The sequence below is a fragment of the Streptomyces sp. NPDC002817 genome (assembly GCF_053592055.1).
Genome location: NZ_JBSFUY010000029.1, coordinates 75,993 through 94,216 on the forward strand (window position 1 = coordinate 75,993; position 18,224 = coordinate 94,216).

Annotated in this window: 16 protein-coding genes; 14 read left to right on the top strand and 2 right to left on the bottom strand. The window is 68.9% G+C overall.

The window, feature by feature from the left end:
* The first annotated feature begins 35 nt into the window (after positions 1 to 35).
* Positions 36 to 1,337, top strand: coding sequence for a geranylgeranyl reductase family protein (locus ACWD3I_RS37605; RefSeq protein ID WP_365394082.1), 1,302 nt, complete (start codon positions 36 to 38; stop codon positions 1,335 to 1,337).
* 1 nt (position 1,338) lies between these two features.
* Here the strand turns inward: ACWD3I_RS37605 and def are convergent, their stop codons facing one another.
* The gene (gene def / locus ACWD3I_RS37610; protein WP_365394042.1) at positions 1,339 to 1,965 is read right to left on the bottom strand and encodes a peptide deformylase; all 627 of its coding nucleotides are present in this window, start codon (positions 1,963 to 1,965) and stop codon (positions 1,339 to 1,341) included.
* An 83-nt stretch (positions 1,966 to 2,048) separates the two neighbouring features.
* Here def and ACWD3I_RS37615 point away from each other — a divergent pair, with 83 nt between their 5' ends.
* A complete protein-coding gene (locus tag ACWD3I_RS37615) occupies positions 2,049 to 3,851 on the top strand; it encodes a hydroxysqualene dehydroxylase (protein WP_365394043.1) in 1,803 nt (600 codons plus the stop codon).
* Between the two features lie 82 nt (positions 3,852 to 3,933).
* Here the strand turns inward: ACWD3I_RS37615 and ACWD3I_RS37620 are convergent, their stop codons facing one another.
* Positions 3,934 to 4,761 carry a C40 family peptidase gene (locus ACWD3I_RS37620; RefSeq protein WP_365394044.1) on the bottom strand — a complete coding sequence of 276 codons (828 nt, stop codon included), beginning with the start codon at positions 4,759 to 4,761 and terminating at the stop codon, positions 3,934 to 3,936.
* 714 nt (positions 4,762 to 5,475) lie between these two features.
* Here ACWD3I_RS37620 and ACWD3I_RS37625 point away from each other — a divergent pair.
* The 12 genes from ACWD3I_RS37625 to nuoL are packed head-to-tail and all read left to right on the top strand — an operon-like array spanning position 5,476 to position 18,219.
* Positions 5,476 to 5,835, top strand: coding sequence for an NADH-quinone oxidoreductase subunit A (locus ACWD3I_RS37625; RefSeq protein WP_046261007.1), 360 nt, complete (start codon positions 5,476 to 5,478; stop codon positions 5,833 to 5,835).
* Positions 5,836 to 5,849: 14 nt separating this feature from the next.
* Positions 5,850 to 6,404 carry a NuoB/complex I 20 kDa subunit family protein gene (locus tag ACWD3I_RS37630; RefSeq protein ID WP_365394045.1) on the top strand — a complete coding sequence of 185 codons (555 nt, stop codon included), beginning with the start codon at positions 5,850 to 5,852 and terminating at the stop codon, positions 6,402 to 6,404.
* Entirely contained in the window at positions 6,401 to 7,147 is a 747-nt protein-coding gene (locus ACWD3I_RS37635) for an NADH-quinone oxidoreductase subunit C (protein WP_365394046.1), read from the top strand. The genes ACWD3I_RS37630 and ACWD3I_RS37635 overlap by 4 nt, the downstream gene beginning before the upstream one ends.
* A complete protein-coding gene (locus ACWD3I_RS37640) occupies positions 7,144 to 8,466 on the top strand; it encodes an NADH-quinone oxidoreductase subunit D (protein WP_365394047.1) in 1,323 nt (440 codons plus the stop codon). Before ACWD3I_RS37635 ends, ACWD3I_RS37640 begins: the two co-directional genes overlap by 4 nt.
* Positions 8,463 to 9,335, top strand: a complete 873-nt coding sequence (gene nuoE / locus ACWD3I_RS37645; RefSeq protein ID WP_365394048.1) for an NADH-quinone oxidoreductase subunit NuoE — start codon at positions 8,463 to 8,465, stop codon at positions 9,333 to 9,335. The genes ACWD3I_RS37640 and nuoE overlap by 4 nt, the downstream gene beginning before the upstream one ends.
* Positions 9,335 to 10,684 (top strand): NADH-quinone oxidoreductase subunit NuoF, encoded by a 1,350-nt coding sequence (nuoF, locus tag ACWD3I_RS37650; RefSeq protein ID WP_365394049.1) that lies wholly within the window; start codon positions 9,335 to 9,337, stop codon positions 10,682 to 10,684. Before nuoE ends, nuoF begins: the two co-directional genes overlap by 1 nt.
* Positions 10,681 to 13,185, top strand: coding sequence for an NADH-quinone oxidoreductase subunit G (locus ACWD3I_RS37655; protein ID WP_365394050.1), 2,505 nt, complete (start codon positions 10,681 to 10,683; stop codon positions 13,183 to 13,185). The genes nuoF and ACWD3I_RS37655 overlap by 4 nt, the downstream gene beginning before the upstream one ends.
* Entirely contained in the window at positions 13,182 to 14,537 is a 1,356-nt protein-coding gene (gene nuoH, locus ACWD3I_RS37660) for an NADH-quinone oxidoreductase subunit NuoH (protein ID WP_365394051.1), read from the top strand. Before ACWD3I_RS37655 ends, nuoH begins: the two co-directional genes overlap by 4 nt.
* Complete coding sequence (gene nuoI / locus ACWD3I_RS37665) at positions 14,530 to 15,141, top strand: NADH-quinone oxidoreductase subunit NuoI (protein WP_365394052.1); 612 nt, start codon at positions 14,530 to 14,532, stop codon at positions 15,139 to 15,141. The genes nuoH and nuoI overlap by 8 nt, the downstream gene beginning before the upstream one ends.
* Positions 15,138 to 15,995 carry an NADH-quinone oxidoreductase subunit J gene (locus ACWD3I_RS37670; protein ID WP_365394053.1) on the top strand — a complete coding sequence of 286 codons (858 nt, stop codon included), beginning with the start codon at positions 15,138 to 15,140 and terminating at the stop codon, positions 15,993 to 15,995. Before nuoI ends, ACWD3I_RS37670 begins: the two co-directional genes overlap by 4 nt.
* Entirely contained in the window at positions 15,992 to 16,291 is a 300-nt protein-coding gene (gene nuoK, locus ACWD3I_RS37675) for an NADH-quinone oxidoreductase subunit NuoK (RefSeq protein ID WP_003974374.1), read from the top strand. Before ACWD3I_RS37670 ends, nuoK begins: the two co-directional genes overlap by 4 nt.
* 14 nt (positions 16,292 to 16,305) lie before the next feature.
* Positions 16,306 to 18,219: an NADH-quinone oxidoreductase subunit L gene (nuoL, locus tag ACWD3I_RS37680; protein ID WP_365394054.1), complete on the top strand. Its 1,914-nt coding sequence runs from the start codon at positions 16,306 to 16,308 to the stop codon at positions 18,217 to 18,219.
* The last annotated feature ends 5 nt before the right edge of the window (positions 18,220 to 18,224 follow it).

An 18,224-nucleotide genomic window follows, 5' to 3' on the forward strand; every position in this document is an offset into this window, starting at 1 on the left:
GATTTCGAACTTGGGGAGATCCCGCCGTGACCGCCGTGACCGAGCCCCACTCCGAGCCCCTTTCCGAGAACACCGCCGATGTCATCGTCGTCGGCGCGGGGCCGGCCGGCTCCACGACCGCGTACTACCTCGCGAAGGCCGGACTCGACGTGCTTCTCCTGGAGAAGACGGCGTTCCCGCGCGAGAAGGTCTGCGGCGACGGCCTCACCCCGCGCGCCACCAAACAGCTGGTGGCCATGGGCATCGACATCTCCGAGGAGGCGGGCTGGCTGCGCAACAAGGGCCTGCGCATCATCGGCGGCGGCGTCCGCCTCCAGTTGGACTGGCCGGAACTCGCCTCCTTCCCGGACTACGGCCTCGTCCGCAAGCGCGACGACTTCGACGAGCAACTCGCCCGCCAGGCGCAGAAGGCGGGCGCCCGGCTCTACGAGCGCTGCAATGTCGGCGCCCCGATCATCGACGACCGCACCGGTCGCATCACCGGCGTGCACGCCAAGATCGGCGACACGGGCGAGAAGCGGGAGGTCACCTTCCATGCGCCGCTCGTGGTCGCGGCCGACGGCAACTCCACCCGGCTGTCCCTGGCGATGGGCCTGCACCGCCGCGAGGACCGTCCGATGGGCGTGGCCGTCCGTACGTACTTCGAATCGCCGCGCCACGAGGACGACTACCTGGAGTCCTGGCTGGAGCTGTGGGACCGCCGGGGGCCCGAGCCCCGGCTGCTGCCGGGCTACGGCTGGATCTTCGGCATGGGCGACGGCACCTCGAACGTCGGCCTCGGCGTGCTCAACACCTCCGACTCCTTCAAGGAGCTCGACTGGCGCGAGGTGCTGAAGGCCTGGTGCGCGTCGATGCCGGAGGAGTGGGGCTACACGCCGGAGAACATGACGGGCCCGATCCGCGGCGCCGCCCTGCCGATGGCCTTCAACCGCCAGCCCCACTACACCAAGGGCCTGCTCCTGGTCGGTGACGCCGGCGGCATGGTGAACCCCTTCAACGGCGAGGGCATCGCCTACGCCATGGAGTCCGGCAACATCGCCGCCGACGTCATCGTCCAGGCCCACGCCCGGGCGACGCCGGCCCAGCGTGAGATCGCGCTCCAGCGGTACCCGCAGGTCCTCAAGGACACCTACGGCGGCTACTACACGCTGGGCCGCGCCTTCGTGAAGCTCATCGGCAACCCGAAGGTCATGAAGATCGCGGCCCAGCGCGGCCTCACCCACCCCCTGCTCATGAAGTTCACCCTGAAGATGCTGGCCAACCTCACCGACCCGACGGGCGGCGACGCGATGGACCGCATCATCAACGGGCTGAGCAAGGTGGCCCCGAAGGCCTGAGTCAGCTGCTCAGCGCCTCGATGTTGGCGGCCCGGCGTGCGAAGACCTCCTCGCGCCGGTCCGCCACCTGTCGTAGCGCGTCCTTGCGTTCGCGCCGGGAGAGCCGGTCCAGGTAGACGTGTCCGTCGACGTGGTCGGTCTCGTGGGCGAGGCAGCGGGCGAAGTAGCCGGTTCCCTCGATCGTGATCGGCTCACCGTCCTTGTCGAGCCCGCGCACGACGGCCCGGTCCGGACGGGGTACGTCCATCACGGCGCCCGGCACGGAGAGGCAGCCCTCGTGGTCGTCGAGGAGCCTGCGTCCGGCGGGATCGAGACGCTCCAGCACCGGGTTGACGATGTGCCCGACGTGCCGGACCCCGTCGTCGTCCGGGCAGTCGTACACGAACAGCCGCAGATCCACCCCGACCTGGTTCGCCGCGAGCCCGGCCCCCTCCGCGATGTACATCGTCAGGAACATGTCGTCGATGAGCGCGGCGAGATCGGGCCCGAACTCGGTCACGTCCCGGCACGGCCTGTGCAGGACTCCTTCGCCGACCTCGGTGATGCGCCGTACCTGTCCGCGCCGGGCCTCGGGCGCGAGGCGGGGGTAGGAGTCGGCCGGCCTGCCTTGAACGAACACGCTGGGCATGTTTCTCCCTGTTGTGTGGATGCTGTGGGCGGTGGGTCATCGGGGTTCCGGCCTCCGGGGCCTCTCCCTACCCTCCGTTGCCCATGACAACAGAACACATGGAGCAGACCGACGGCCACACCCGCAGACGGTTCCTGGCCGGTACGGGGGGAGTGGCCGGCGCGCTGGCGTTATGGCCCGCCGGGAGCGCGAAGGCGGCTTCCGGCAGGCGGGTGGCCGTCCTCGGCGGCGGTGTCTCGGGCCTCAGCGCCGCGCACGAACTCGCCGAACGCGGCTACGCCGTCACCGTCTACGAGTACTACGACGCCCTCGGCGGCAAGGCCCGCTCGATGCCCGTCCCCGGCACGGCGGCCGGCGGCCGCGCGGACCTCCCCGCCGAGCACGGCTTCCGATTCTTCCCCGGCTTCTACCGGAACCTGCCGGACACGATGCGCCGCATCCCCTTCGCCGGCAACGCGAACGGCGTCCACGACAACCTCGTCAGCGGTACGGAGGCCCTCTTCGCACGCTCGGGCGGCCGTCCCGACCTGCACTTCCCACTGCGCCGCGCCACCACCCCGCCCGCCCCCGGCGACCTCACCCCGTCCTGGATCCGTGACCAGATCCTCTCCGTCCTGGACCTCGGCACCCGCCTCCCCGCCCACGAGGCCGCCTACTTCGCCGACCGCCTCCTGGTCCACCTCACCAGCTGCGACGCCCGCCGCGAGGACCAGTGGGAGAAGGTCGCGTGGTGGGACTTCATCCGCGCGGAGGAGATGAGCGCCGAGTACCAGACGCTGCTCGGCATCGGCCAGACCCGCAACCTGGTCGCCACCCGCGCGGAGGTCGCCTCCACCCGCACCGTCGGCCGCGTCATCATCGAGGCGCTGCTCCTGTGGGGTCTCCTCGGCCGCGGCATGGACGGTGACGCCGACATCGACCGCGTCCTCAACGCCCCCACCAGCGAGGCCTGGATCGACCCCTGGGAGCGGCATCTGCGCACCCTGGGCGTCGAGTTCGTCCTCGGCACGCAGGTTCACGACGTCCTGTACGCCGGCGGCCGGGTGACCGGCGTCCGCGTCTCGGCCCGCGACGGCGGCGACGACCGGACCGTCACCGCCGACCACTACGTCTGCGCGCTGCCCGTCGAGCACGCGCGCGTGACGTGGGGCTCGGCCCTGCGCGCGGCGGATCCGCAGCTCTCCCGGTGCGACGCGCTGCGGACCGACTGGATGACCGGCGTGATGTTCTACCTCCGCACGCCCGAGCCGGTCGTGCACGGCCACATCAACTGCCTCGACTCACCCTGGTCGGTGACGGCCGTCGGCCAGGCGCAGTTCTGGCCCGGACGGGACTTCCCGCGCGACTACGGCGACGGACAGGCGCACGACTGTCTCTCGGCGATCATCTCCGAGTGGGACAAACCCGGCATCCTGTACGGCAAGACGGCCAAGGAGTGCACGAAGGACGAGGTCGTCGCCGAGCTCTGGGCCCAGTTGAAGGACGGCCTCAACGACGCCGGCAAGACGACCCTCGTGGACGCCGACCGGCTCGGCTGGTTCATGGACCCGGCTGTGACGGGCCTGGGCGGCCCTGAGCCGCGCAACCGCGAGCAACTCCTCATCCACCCCACGGGCACGCTCCACAACCGCCCCACGGCCCGCACAAAGGTGCCGAACCTCTTCCTCGCGGGCGACTACGTCCGCACCGACGTCGACCTGGCGACCATGGAAGGCGCCAACGAGTCCGCGCGACTGGCCGTCAACGCACTGCTGGACGCGGACAATTCGGACGCCGAGCGGTGTGAGATCCAGGAGCTGTACCGGCCCCCGGAGATGGAGCCGCTGAAACGGATCGACGAGGTGCGCCACCGGCTGGGGCTGCCCAACACCTTCGACCTCGGCTAGGCGGGCTCCGCAAGAGGCGGAAGGGCCGCTGCCCCCGAGCGGCTGCGGCCCTTCCGGCGTTCGTGACGCGCGTGCGTGCTCGTCAGAGTACGCGCACCGCGCCCGACGCCGGGTATCCGGACAGGTCCTGGATGACGACACCCTTGGAGGGGTTGGCCGCGTCCAGGTACTGGCCATTACCGATGTAGACGCCCACGTGGTAGGCGGAACCCTTGCCGCCCCAGTAGAGGATGTCGCCGACCTGGATCTGCGACAGCGGGATGTCGGTGCCCTGCATCGACTGGTCCTGCGAGACCCGCGGCAGCTCGACGCCGACCTGCTTGAACGCGGCCTGGACCAGGCTGGAGCAGTCCCACGCGTTGGGCCCGGTGGCCCCCATGACGTAGGCGTCGCCCACCTGCGCCTTGAGGAAGGCGATGACGGTCGCGACGCTGCCGCTGGCGGGCGCCGAGGCGGTCGTGGTCGTCGAGGCGGAAAGGGTGGTCCGCTCCGAGGAACGCGAGGCGGCGGCCTCCGCGGCGGCCTTGCGGGCCTCCTCGGCCTTCTTCTTCGCCTCGGCCTTCTTCTTCGCCTCAGCGAGGTCCTTCTTGGCCTCCTTGGCGGCAGCGGCGGCGGCCGCGTCGCGCTCGGCCTGGAGCTCGTAGTTCGCGGCCGCCTGCTGCGTGGCGTCCGCGGACTCGGCGACCTGGACGGCCAGATCGGCCGTCAGGGTGGGCAGTTCGAGGGTCTGCGTCGTCGACTCGGCGGCGTACGCCGAAGCCGACGCGCCCGCCGCTGCCATGCTGAGGACGCCACCGGCGACTCCGGCGCGCACGGCGATCGAAGTCGTCGCGCTGCGGCGGGGCTTCCGGTGGCTACGTATGTGAGCGGTGTGGGACATGAGACCAAGCGGTATCAGGGGCTCCTCCATACCTTCAAGAAACGTGTGCTGCGCCACAGTTGTTCAATGGCCGCCCCGAATTCCTGGTCCGCCGCTCCTTATTGACGCCGTAACGGACATTGCGGACGCGACCCAACAAGGCCTTGATCACGCACTTTCGTGTTTACGTCCGAATTGCCCCGCGCCTACCACCGGTTGGGACAGGTGGCCAAGCCCGGTTCTCGGAGGTCTCGCATCGATGTGGCGGAGGTCACGCAACGGTTACAGCGGCGGCTGCGTCACGCGCATGCATCCCGCCCTCACCCGCTCGTGAATGTGTGCACGCGTCCACATCACGCCTCGCGACTCCTCCTGATGTGTGAACACGGCGCACTACCAAGCAGTCGAGTCCAGCGCCAATTTGCATGCAAGGGAACCATCTTGATATGGAGACGCCTACTCCCAGCTGCGCCGACGAGCCAAGATGTCACCTCTGGTGATCGCTCGGACGCTTCACGTACGAAGATCACCGCTCATCCGACTTCATGATCCTTCGTCGGGTGGTGGAGATCACAAAGCTTGTGCAATACCCCGTGTCGCAGATCACAGACCGGCGGGCATAAGATGCGGGTCAGTTGGGCTTGTGACCTGCTTCACATGTTCGCGATCTTCGCCGGGACGGGCGGGACTTGCGGGACGGGTGGGGCGGAAGCGAACTCGACGCCATCGCCAGCAGTCAGTGCCGACTGAGAGGAGCGAGGAGCGGTGAACGCGTATGCGCCCATCCTCGTACTGGGAGCCCTCGGGGCAGGCTTTGCGATCTTCTCCGTGGTCATGGCCACGCTGATCGGTCCGAAGCGTTACAACCGGGCCAGGCTCGACGCCTACGAGTGCGGGGTCGAGCCGACCCCCACGCCGGCCGGCGGCGGGCGCTTCCCCATCAAGTACTACCTGACGGCGATGCTCTTCATCGTCTTCGACATCGAGATCGTCTTCCTCTACCCCTGGGCCGTCACCTTCGACGCCCTGGGTGTTTTCGGGCTCGTGGAGATGCTGCTCTTCGTGCTCACCGTCTTCGTTGCGTACGCGTACGTGTGGCGGCGCGGCGGCCTGGAATGGGACTGAGGGGCCTCCAACTCATGGGACTCGAAGAAAAGCTGCCGAGCGGCTTCCTGCTGACCACCGTCGAGCAGGCCGCGGGCTGGGTGCGCAAGGCGTCCGTCTTCCCGGCCACCTTCGGCCTCGCCTGCTGCGCCATCGAGATGATGACCACCGGCGCCGGACGCTACGACCTGGCCCGCTTCGGCATGGAGGTCTTCCGCGGCTCACCCCGCCAGGCCGACCTCATGATCGTCGCCGGCCGGGTCAGCCAGAAGATGGCCCCGGTGGTCAGGCAGGTCTACGACCAGATGGCGAACCCGAAGTGGGTCATCTCCATGGGGGTCTGCGCCTCCTCGGGCGGGATGTTCAACAACTACGCGATCGTCCAGGGCGTCGACCACATCATCCCCGTCGACATCTACCTCCCGGGCTGCCCGCCGCGGCCCGAGATGCTGCTGGACGCCATCCTCAAGCTCCACGAGAAGATCCAGGGCTCCAAGCTCGGCGTGAACGCCGAGGAGGCGGCCCGCGAGGCGGAGGAAGCGGCGCTCAAGGCCCTGCCCACCATCGAGATGAAGGGGCTGCTGCGGTGAGCGAGGCGAACGGCGCCGGCGACGGCGCGAACCCCGAGAAGGACCTCAGCGCCTCCAACCTCCCCGGTCAGCGCGGCCAGGGCGGCGAGGAGATCCGCGTCCAGCGCGGCATGTTCGGCGCCAACAACGGCGGCGACACCTCCGGCTACGGCGGCCTGGTGCGCTCGGTCCGCCTGCCGGGACCCGCGGCCCGCCCCTACGGCGGCTGGTTCGACGAGGTCGCCGACGAACTCGAGGGAGCACTGGAGGAGCAGGGACTCCTGCCCGACAACGCGATCGAGAAGACGGTCGTCGACCGCGACGAGCTCACCTTCCACATCGAGCGCGAGCACCTGCTGCGCGTCGCCCGCACCCTGCGCGACGACCCGGCCCTGCGCTTCGAGCTCTGTACCGGCGTCAGCGGGGTGCACTACCCGCACGACAAGGGCCGCGAGCTGCACGCCGTCTACCACCTGCGCTCGCTCACCCACAACCGGCTGATCCGCCTCGAGGTCAGCGCCCCGGACGCCGATCCGAAGATCCCGTCCCTGGTCTCCGTGTATCCGACCAACGACTGGCACGAGCGCGAGACCTACGACTTCTTCGGGATCGTCTTCGACGGTCACCCGGCCCTGACGCGGATCATGATGCCGGACGACTGGCAGGGCCACCCGCAGCGCAAGGACTACCCCCTCGGCGGCATCCCCGTCGAGTACAAGGGCGCCCAGATCCCGGCTCCGGACCAGCGGAGGTCGTACTCGTGAGCACGCAGTCAGCATCCGCCCGGGAGACCACCGAGGGCACCGTCTACACGGTCACCGGTGGCGACTGGGACGAGGTGGTCCAGTCCGCGGCCCGCGCCGACGACGAGCGCATCGTCGTCAACATGGGCCCGCAGCACCCGTCCACGCACGGAGTGCTCCGCCTGATCCTGGAGATCGACGGCGAGACGGTCACCGAGGCCCGCTGCGGCATCGGCTACCTCCACACCGGCATCGAGAAGAACCTCGAGTACCGCACGTGGACGCAGGGCACCACGTTCGTGACGCGCATGGACTACCTGACGTCCTTCTTCAACGAGACCGCCTACTGTCTCGCCGTCGAGAAACTCCTCGGCATCGAGGACCAGATCACCGAGCGAGCCAAGATCATCCGGGTGCTCCTGATGGAGCTGAACCGGCTCTCCTCGCACCTGGTGTGCATCGCCACCGGCGGTATGGAACTCGGCGCCACCACGATCATGATCTACGGATTCCGCGATCGTGAAATGATTCTCGACATCTACGAGCTCATCACGGGCCTCCGGATGAACCACGCGTTCATCCGCCCGGGCGGACTCGCGCAGGACCTGCCGCCCGGCGCGGTGGACCACATCCGCGAGTTCGTGAAGAAGATGAAGAAGAACCTCCCGGAGTACGACAAGCTCGCCACCGGGAACCCCATCTTCAAGGCCCGTATGCAGGACATCGGCTATCTCGACCTGGCCGGCTGCATGGCCCTCGGCGCCACCGGCCCGATCCTGCGCTCCACCGGGCTGCCGTTCGACCTGCGCAAGGCGCAGCCGTACTGCGACTACGAGACCTACGACTTCGACGTCCCGACCGCCGACACCTGTGACTCCTACGGCCGCTTCCTGATCCGCATCGAGGAGATGCGCCAGTCCCTCAGGATCGTCGAGCAGTGCCTGGACCGGCTCCAGCCCGGCCCGGTCATGGTCGCCGACAAGAAGATCGCCTGGCCTGCCCAGCTCGCCCTGGGCCCCGACGGGCTCGGCAACTCCCTCGACCACATCAAGAAGATCATGGGCACCTCCATGGAGGCTCTGATCCACCACTTCAAGCTGGTGACCGAGGGCTTCCGCGTCCCGCCGGGACAGGCGTACGCGGCCGTCGAGTCGCCCAAGGGCGAACTCGGGGTGCACGCCGTGTCCGACGGCGGTACCCGCCCCTTCCGGGTCCACTTCCGGGACCCGTCCTTCACCAACCTTCAGGCCATGGCGGCGATGTGCGAGGGCGGCCAGGTCGCCGACGTCATCGTCGCCGTCGCGTCCATCGACCCCGTGATGGGAGGCGTCGACCGGTGACCACCTCTTCTTCCGAGCAGGGCGTCAGCCTGGGCATGCCCGAACTGCCCGCGCCCGTCTACCCGGACGACGTTCGAGCCCGGCTGGAGGCGGACGCGCGCGAGGTCATCGCCCGCTACCCCGACTCCCGGTCCGCGCTGCTTCCGCTGCTGCATCTCGTGCAGTCGGAGGAGGGCCATGTCACGCGCACCGGGATGCGGTTCTGCGCGGACGTACTGGGCCTGACCACCGCCGAGGTCACCGCGGTCGCCACCTTCTACACCATGTACCGGCGCAGGCCGAGCGGTGACTACCAGGTGGGCGTCTGCACCAACACCCTGTGCGCGGTGATGGGCGGTGACGCGATCTTCGAGGAGCTCCAGGAGCACCTCGGCGTCGGCAACGGCGAGACCACCGAGGACGGCAAGGTCACGCTGGAGCACATCGAGTGCAACGCGGCCTGCGACTTCGCGCCCGTCGTGATGGTCAACTGGGAGTTCTTCGACAACCAGACCCCGGCCAGCGCCAAACACCTCGTCGACGACCTGCGTGCGGGCCGGACGGTCGAGCCCACGCGCGGGGCGCCGCTGTGCACCTTCAAGGAGACCGCGCGGATCCTCGCCGGCTTCCCCGACGAGCGGCCAGGGGCCGTCGAGGCAAGCGGCGGCGCGGGACCCGCGTCGCTGGTGGGCCTCCGCCTGGCCAGAGGAGAGGCCGCACCCGCGCGCGTGGTCCACCCGCGCGACGGCGGCCCGCACGACGAGCCGCAGGACAGGGCCGTACACGACCCGTCACCGACACAGCATCTGAGCTCGCACGACGCGCCTCAGGACACGTCGGCCTCCGACCCGGCCCACCCGGCAGGGCCTACCGCCGAGGAGGGGGAGTGATGACCTTGGCACCCGAATTGAAAGACACCAGCCCCGAGAAGCTGCTCGCACCCGTGCTGTCGGCCTTCTGGGACGAGGACAAGTCCTGGTCTCTGGACGTCTACCGAAGGCACGAAGGATACGAGGGGCTCCGCAAGGCGCTCGCCATGTCACCGGACGACCTGATCGCGTACGTCAAGGACTCCGGTCTGCGCGGCCGCGGCGGCGCGGGATTCCCCACGGGAATGAAATGGCAGTTCATTCCCCAGGGTGATGGAAAGCCGCACTATCTAGTTGTCAACGCCGACGAATCGGAACCGGGAACCTGTAAGGACATCCCGCTCCTGTTCGCGAACCCGCACAGCCTCATCGAGGGCATTGTCATCGCGTGTTATGCCATCAGGTCGTCGCATGCCTTCATCTATCTGCGGGGTGAAGTCGTCCCGGTCCTGCGGCGGTTGCACGAGGCCGTGCGCGAGGCCCGTGAGGCGGGCTTCCTCGGCGAGAACATCCTGGGCAGCGGGCTCGACCTGGAACTCACCGTGCACGCGGGCGCAGGCGCGTACATCTGCGGTGAGGAGACCGCACTGCTCGACTCGCTCGAAGGCCGCCGCGGTCAACCGCGGCTCCGTCCCCCTTTCCCTGCCGTCGCGGGCCTCTATGCGTGCCCGACTGTGGTGAACAACGTGGAGTCGATCGCGTCGGTTCCCGCGATCCTGCAAAAAGGAAAAGACTGGTTCAGGTCGATGGGCAGCGAGAAGTCCCCGGGCTTCACGCTCTACTCGCTCAGCGGCCATGTCACCAGCCCCGGCCAGTACGAGGCCCCGCTCGGCATCACGCTTCGCCAACTCCTGGAGATGAGCGGCGGAATGCGGCCCGGGCACCGGCTGAAGTTCTGGACGCCGGGCGGCTCCTCGACGCCGATGTTCACCGACGAGCACCTCGACGTCCCCCTCGACTACGAGGGAGTGGGCGCCGCCGGTTCCATGCTCGGCACCAAAGCCCTCCAGTGCTTCGACGAGACGACCTGCGTCGTGCGCGCCGTCACCCGCTGGACCGAGTTCTACGCCCACGAGTCCTGCGGCAAGTGCACACCCTGCCGCGAAGGCACGTACTGGCTCGTGCAGTTGCTGCGCGACATCGAGGCCGGCAAGGGCGTCATGTCCGACCTCGACAAGCTCAACGACATCGCCGACAACATCAACGGCAAGTCGTTCTGCGCCCTCGGCGACGGTGCCGCCTCGCCGATCTTCTCCTCGCTCAAGTACTTCCGCGAGGAGTACGAGCAGCACATCACGGGCCGCGGCTGCCCCTTCGACCCGGCCAAGTCGACGGTCTGGGCCGACTCCCGCACGGAGGTGAACGCATGACGGTGACCACGAGCGCTCCCTCCGGTGGGGGAGAGGCGGCGGTCCCGCCGGAAGATCTCGTCTCGCTGACCATCGACGGCGTCGAGATCAGCGTGCCCAAGGGCACCCTGGTCATCCGCGCCGCCGAACAACTCGGCATCGAGATCCCCCGCTTCTGCGACCACCCCCTCCTCGACCCGGTCGGCGCCTGCCGCCAGTGCATCGTCGACGTCGAGGGCCAGCGCAAGCCGATGGCGTCCTGCACCATCACCTGCACCGACGGAATGGTGGTGAAGACCCATCTCACCTCGCCGGCCGCGGAGAAGGCCCAGCACGGTGTGATGGAGCTCCTCCTCATCAACCACCCGCTGGACTGCCCCGTCTGCGACAAGGGCGGCGAGTGCCCCCTGCAGAACCAGGCCATGTCCCACGGCCAGGCCGACTCCCGCTTCGAGGGCAAGAAGCGGACGTACGAGAAGCCCGTACCGATCTCCACACAGGTACTCCTCGACCGCGAGCGGTGCGTGCTGTGCGCCCGCTGCACCCGCTTCTCCAACCAGGTCGCGGGCGACCCGATGATCGAGCTGGTCGAGCGGGGCGCGCTGCAGCAGGTCGGCACCGGCGAGGGCGACCCCTTCGAGTCGTACTTCTCCGGCAACACCATCCAGATCTGTCCGGTCGGCGCGCTCACCTCGGCGGCGTACCGCTTCCGCTCGCGCCCCTTCGACCTGGTGTCCTCCCCGAGCGTCTGCGAGCACTGCTCCGGCGGCTGCGCCACCCGCACCGACCACCGGCGCGGCAAGGTCATGCGCAAGCTCGCGGCCAACGACCCCGAGGTCAACGAGGAGTGGATCTGCGACAAGGGGCGGTTCGGATTCCGCTACGCGCAGCAGCGCGACCGCCTGGAGACGCCCCTGGTGCGCAACGCCGACGGTGTCCTCGAGCCCGCCTCCTGGCCCGAGGCCCTGGAGGCCGCCGCTCAGGGACTTGCCGCGGCCCGCTCCCGGACCGGAGTCCTCACCGGTGGCCGGCTCACCATCGAGGACGCCTACGCGTACAGCAAGTTCGCGCGCGTGGCGCTCGACACCAACGACATCGACTTCCGCGCGCGTGTGCACAGCGGTGAGGAGACCGACTTCCTCGCCGCGCGGATCGCCGGACGCGGCCGTGACCTCGACGGCACGGGCGTCACCTACACCGCGCTGGAGAAGGCGCCCGCCGTCCTGCTGGTCGGGTTCGAGGCCGAGGAGGAGGCGCCCGGCGTCTTCCTGAGGCTGCGCAAGGCCTGGCGCAAGCACGGGCAGAAGGTGTTCGCACTGGCCACGCACGCCACGCGCGGTCTGGAGAAGGCCGGCGGCACGCTGCTCCCCGCCGCTCCCGGCACCGAGACCGAGTGGCTGGACGCGCTCGCGGGCGAGGTCGGCCTGGAGGGCGACGGAGCTCAGGCCGCCGAGGCGCTGCGCTCCGAGGGCGCGGTACTCGTCGTCGGTGAACGGCTGGCCGCAGTGCGGGGCGGACTGACCGCCGCCGTACGGGCCGCGTCCGCGACCGGCGCGCAGCTGGTGTGGATCCCGCGCAGGGCGGGAGAGCGCGGCGCCATCGAGGCGGGCGCGCTGCCGTCGCTGCTGCCGGGCGGACGTCCGGCGACCGACCCACGCGCGCGTGAGGAGGTCGCCGTGGCCTGGGGCGTCGCCGAACTCCCGCACCGCTACGGCCGCGACACCAGCCAGATCGTCGAGGCCGCCGTCACCGGAGAACTCCAGGCGCTGGTCGTCGCGGGCGTCGAGGTCACCGACCTCCCGGACCCGGCACGCGCACGTGAAGCACTTCACGAGGTCGGCTTCCTGGTCTCGCTGGAGCTGCGGCCGAGCGAGGTCACCGAACACGCGGACGTGGTCCTGCCGGTCGCCGCGGTCGCCGAGAAGGCCGGCACCTTCCTCAACTGGGAAGGCCGGGTGCGCTTCTTCGAGGCCGCGCTCAAGCCCGAGCAGATGACCCGCCGCCTCGCGCCCACCGACGCGCGCGTGCTGCAGATGCTGGCCGACGCCATGGACGTCCACCTGGGTCTGCCGGACCTCAGGACCGTGCGCGGCGAGATCGACCGGCTCGGCGCCTGGGACGGATCCCGGGCCACCGAACCGCTCGAGACCGCGGCCCAGTTGCCGCGGCCGGCCGCCGGAGAGGCCGTACTGGCCGGGCACCGGCTGCTGCTCGACCAGGGCCGCCTCCAGGAAGGTGACGAGGCGCTCGCCGGGACACGGCACGCGGCCCACGCGCGTGTGTCGGCCGCGACCGCCGCCGAGGCCGGAGTGAAGGACGGCGACGTGCTCGCCGTGACCGGTCCCGCCGGTGCCGTCGAACTCCCGCTGCAGATCACCGAGATGCCCGACCGCGTGGTCTGGCTCCCCCTGAACTCCGCGGGCGGGGGTGTCGCCTCCGACGCCGGTGCGGTGCCCGGCTCACTCGTCCGCATCGGCCCGGCGACGCTCGCCGCCGAAGCCCCCAAGGAGGTGGAGGCATGAGCCCGTACCTCGCCGCTGAAGACCTCTCGATGTTCGGCACCGACCCGTGGTGGCTGGTCGTCATCAAGGCGGTGTTCTGCTTCGCCTTCCTGATGTTGACCGTGCTGTTCTCCATCGTGTGGGAGCGCAAGGTCGTCGCCTGGATGCAGCTGCGCATCGGCCCCAACCGGCACGGACCCTGGGGCATGCTCCAGTCGCTCGCCGACGGCGTCAAGCTGATGCTGAAGGAAGACCTCATCGTCAAACGCGCGGACAAGGTCGTCTACGTCCTCGCACCGATCATCGCGGCCATCCCGGCCTTCATGGCGATCGCGGTGATCCCCTTCGGCCCGGCCGGCAACGAGGTCTCGATCTTCGGCCAGCGCACCACGATGCAGCTCACCGACCTGCCGATCGCGATGCTCTACATCCTCGCGGTCGCCTCGGTCGGCATCTACGGCATCGTGCTTGCGGGTTGGAGTTCCGGATCCACCTACCCGCTCCTCGGCGGTCTCCGCTCCTGCGCGCAGATGATCTCGTACGAGATCGCCATGGGCGCCGCGTTCGCCTCGGTGTTCCTCTACTCCGGGTCGATGTCGACCTCGGCGATCGTCGAGGCGCAGCAGGACCGCTGGTACGTCATCCTGCTGCCGGTCTCCTTCATCATCTACATCATCACGATGGTCGGTGAGACCAACCGCGCCCCGTTCGACATGCCCGAGTCCGAGGGCGACCTGGTCGGCGGCTTCAACACCGAGTACACGTCGATCAAATTCGCGCTGTTCATGCTCGCCGAGTACGTGAACATGGTGACGGTCTCGGCCGTGTCCGTGACGCTCTTCCTCGGCGGCTGGCGGGCCCCCTGGCCCATCAGCACCTTCTGGGAGGGCGCGAACCACGGCTGGTGGCCGATGCTCTGGTTCGTCATCAAGGTCCAACTGCTGCTGTTCTTCTTCATCTGGCTGCGCGGCACGCTCCCTCGTGTCCGCTACGACCAGCTGATGAAGCTCGGCTGGAAGGTCCTCATCCCGGTCTCCGTGGTGTGGCTGATGCTCGTCGCGACCGTGCGGACCCTGCGCAACGAGAACTACGACTTCGCCGACATCGCCCTCTACGTCGGCGGCGGCGTCCTGCTGCTCCTGCTGCTGTCCTTCGTCGCGGACATGTTCCGCGGGAAGCCGAAGGAGGAGCCCGCCCCGCCCGTCGGCTTCGACCCGATGGCCGGCGGATTCCCCGTACCGCCGCTGCCCGGACAGGAGTTGCCACCCGCGCCCAGGCGCCGTCCGCGCCGGGAGCGGGAGCTGATTGTCAGTGGCGGGCCCGATACTCAGAGTGACGGATCTCTGGATGGAAAGGAGGCGTCCGATGGCTGAGGAGTCCAAGGAGGCCGGGCAGTCGTCGCCCGGATTCCAGAACCCCGTGGCCGGCTTCGGCGTGACCTTCAAGGCCATGTTCAAGAAGCGGCTGACCGAGCAGTACCCCGAGCAGCAGAAGACCACCGCTCCCCGTTTCCACGGACGGCACCAGCTCAACCGCCATCCGGACGGCCTGGAGAAGTGCGTCGGCTGCGAGCTGTGCGCCTGGGCCTGCCCCGCCGACGCGATCTACGTCGAGGGCGCGGACAACACGGAAGAGGAGCGCTACTCGCCGGGCGAGCGGTACGGGCGCGTCTACCAGATCAACTACGCCCGCTGCATCCTGTGCGGCCTGTGCATCGAGGCGTGCCCCACGCGCGCGTTGACGATGACCAACGAGTTCGAGCTCGCCGACTCCAGCCGGGCCAACCTCATCTACACCAAGGAGCAACTGCTCGCCGGGCTCGAAGAGGGCATGGTCGACTCGCCCCACTCGATCTTCCCGGGGACGGACGAGCAGGACTACTACCGGGGACTGGTGACCGAGGCCGCGCCCGGCACGGTCCAGCAGGTCGCCGTCTCCAAGGGAGACAAGCCGGAGGAAGAGGAGGTCGGCGCATGAGCATGCAGCTCGCCGCCACAGCCACTCTTTCTGCCGGCACCTCCACCGGCGAGGCCTTCCAGTTCTGGGTGCTCGGCACCGTCGCCGTGATCGGCGCCCTGTGCACCGTCTTCATGAAGAAGGCCGTGCACAGCGCGCTCTGTCTCGCCGGCACCATGATCATCCTGGCGGTGTTCTACCTCGCCAACGGCGCCTACTTCCTGGGCGTCGTGCAGATCATCGTCTACACCGGCGCGATCATGATGCTGTTCCTCTTCGTGGTGATGCTCGTCGGCGTCACGGCCGCGGACTCCCTGAAGGAGACCATCAAGGGCCAGCGCTGGCTGGCCCTTCTCTGCGGCCTCGGCTTCGGCATCCTGCTGGTCGCCGGCATCGGCAACGCCTCCCTCACGGAGTTCAACGGGATGGCGCAGGCCAACGCCAACGGCAACGTGGAGGGTCTCGCGACCCTCATCTTCACCAAGTACGTGTTCGCCTTCGAGATCACCGGCGCCCTGCTGATCACGGCCACCGTCGGCGCCATGCTGCTCACCCACCGCGAGCGCACCGAGCGCGCCAAGACCCAGCGGGAGCTGGCCGAAGAGCGCGTCCGCGAGGGCAAGCACCTTCCGCCGCTGCCCGCGCCCGGTGTCTACGCCCGGCACAACGCCGTGGACATCGCGGGCCTGCTGCCCGACGGCACCCCCTCCGAGCTCACCGTCAACAAGACGCTGCGCGAGCGCGGCCAGATCCGTGACGTCTCGACCGAGGCGCTCAACGATCTGCGCGCACTGGAACAGCGCGCCGAGGAGCGCCTGGAGCGGACCGACACGGCACCGGCGAACCTCAAGCGGGCCGAGGAGGCGTCGAAGTGAACCCCGTCAACTATCTCTACCTCGCGGCGCTGTTGTTCACGATCGGCGCCACCGGCGTACTGATCAGGCGTAACGCGATCGTCGTGTTCATGTGCATCGAGCTCATGCTCAACGCCTGCAACCTGGCGTTCGTCGCCTTCTCCCGGATGCACGGCAACCTCGACGGCCAGATCATCGCCTTCTTCACGATGGTCGTCGCCGCCGCGGAGGTCGTGGTCGGGCTCGCGATCATCGTGTCCCTGTTCCGCTCCCGCCACTCGGCCTCGGTCGACGACGCCAGCCTGATGAAGCTCTGAGGGGTCGCTGAATCGTGGAGAACCTGATTGCGCTGCTGGTGGCGGCGCCTCTGCTCGGAGCGGCCGTACTGCTGTGCGGCGGCCGGCGGCTCGATGCCGTCGGCCACTGGATCGGCACGGCCCTCGCGGCCGCCTCCTTCGTGATCGGCGCCGTACTCTTCGCCGACCTGCTCGGCAAGGACGCCGAACACCGGACCCTGACGAGCCACCTGTTCAGCTGGGTCCCGGTCGAGGGCTTCCAGGCGGACATCGCCTTCCGCCTCGACCAGCTGTCGATGACGTTCGTGCTGCTGATCACCGGCGTCGGCTCGCTGATCCACCTGTACTCCATCGGGTACATGGAGCACGACGAGCGGCGCCGCCGCTTCTTCGGCTATCTGAACCTGTTCCTCGCGGCGATGCTGCTGCTCGTCCTCGCCGACAACTACCTTCTGCTGTACGTCGGCTGGGAGGGCGTCGGTCTCGCCTCCTACCTGCTGATCGGCTTCTGGCAGCACAAGCCCAGCGCCGCGACCGCCGCGAAGAAGGCCTTCCTGGTCAACCGCGTCGGCGACGTGGGCCTGTCGATCGCCATCATGCTGATGTTCACGACGTTCGGGACCTTCGCCTTCGGACCGCTCCTCGGCAGCCATGAGGAGCCCGGGCTCGTCACCGGCGCCTCCGAGGCCACCCTCACCGGCATCGCCCTGATGCTGCTGCTGGCCGCCTGCGGCAAGTCCGCCCAGGTGCCGCTGCAGTCCTGGCTCGGCGACGCGATGGAGGGCCCGACCCCGGTCTCGGCCCTCATCCACGCCGCGACCATGGTGACCGCGGGCGTCTACCTGATCGTCCGCTCCGCCAACATCTTCAACCTCGCTCCGGACGCCCAGCTCGTCGTCACCGTCGTCGGTGCCGTCACGCTCCTGTTCGGTGCGATCGTCGGTTGTGCGAAGGACGACATCAAGAAGGCGCTGGCCGGCTCGACCATGTCGCAGATCGGCTACATGGTGCTGGCCGCGGGCCTCGGCCCCATCGGCTACGTCTTCGCGATCATGCACCTGGTGACGCACGGCTTCTTCAAGGCCGGGCTGTTCCTCGGCGCCGGATCGGTCATGCACGGCATGAACGACGAGGTCGACATGAGGAAGTACGGCGGCCTCCGGAAGTACATGCCGGTCACCTTCATCACCTTCGGCCTCGGCTACCTCGCGATCATCGGCTTCCCGGGTCTGTCCGGCTTCTTCTCCAAGGACAAGATCATCGAGGCGGCCTTCGCCAAGGGCGGCACCGAGGGCTGGATCCTCGGCGGCTGCGCGCTGCTGGGCGCGGCCATCACGGCGTACTACATGACGCGCGTGATGCTGATGACGTTCTTCGGCGAGAAGCGCTGGCAGCCGGACGCCGAAGGCCACGAGCCGCACCCGCACGAGTCACCCAAGTCCATGACGATCCCCATGATCGTGCTGGCCTTCGGATCGGTCTTCGCGGGCGGCATCTTCGGCATCGGCGACCGCTTCCTGCACTGGCTCGAGCCCATCACCGGGCACGACCACGGCGACGCGCCCATCAGCGCCACGACGGTCACGGCCGCCACGGTCGCCGTGATGGTCATCGGCGTCACCTTCGCCTACCTCCAGTACGGCCGCCGCCCGGTCCCGGTCGTCGCCCCGCGCGGATCCCTGCTCACCAGGGCCGCCCGACGCGACCTGCTCCAGGACGACTTCAACCACGTCGTCCTGGTCCGCGGCGGCGAGCACCTCACGCGGTCCCTGGTGTACGTCGACCACACCCTGGTCGACGGCGTGGTCAACGGTACGGCGGCCTCCATGGGCGGCCTCTCCGGACGGCTCCGCAAACTGCAGAACGGCTACGCGCGGTCGTACGCGGTCTCGATGTTCGGCGGTGCGGCAGTGCTGATCGCCGCGACCCTGCTGATGAGGGCGGTCTGATACCG

What these genes read in the sequence shown, in the direction of transcription:
- def (WP_365394042.1), bottom strand. Translation starts at nt 1,965, where the DNA reads ATGCCCAGCGTGTTCGTTCAAGGCAGGCCGGCCGACTCCTACCCCCGC.
- ACWD3I_RS37615 (WP_365394043.1), top strand. Translation starts at nt 2,049, where the DNA reads ATGACAACAGAACACATGGAGCAGACCGACGGCCACACCCGCAGACGG.
- ACWD3I_RS37620 (WP_365394044.1), bottom strand. Translation starts at nt 4,761, where the DNA reads ATGGAGGAGCCCCTGATACCGCTTGGTCTCATGTCCCACACCGCTCAC.
- ACWD3I_RS37630 (WP_365394045.1), top strand. Translation starts at nt 5,850, where the DNA reads ATGGGACTCGAAGAAAAGCTGCCGAGCGGCTTCCTGCTGACCACCGTC.
- nuoF (WP_365394049.1), top strand. Translation starts at nt 9,335, where the DNA reads ATGACCTTGGCACCCGAATTGAAAGACACCAGCCCCGAGAAGCTGCTC.
- ACWD3I_RS37655 (WP_365394050.1), top strand. Translation starts at nt 10,681, where the DNA reads ATGACGGTGACCACGAGCGCTCCCTCCGGTGGGGGAGAGGCGGCGGTC.
- nuoH (WP_365394051.1), top strand. Translation starts at nt 13,182, where the DNA reads ATGAGCCCGTACCTCGCCGCTGAAGACCTCTCGATGTTCGGCACCGAC.
- nuoI (WP_365394052.1), top strand. Translation starts at nt 14,530, where the DNA reads ATGGCTGAGGAGTCCAAGGAGGCCGGGCAGTCGTCGCCCGGATTCCAG.
- ACWD3I_RS37670 (WP_365394053.1), top strand. Translation starts at nt 15,138, where the DNA reads ATGAGCATGCAGCTCGCCGCCACAGCCACTCTTTCTGCCGGCACCTCC.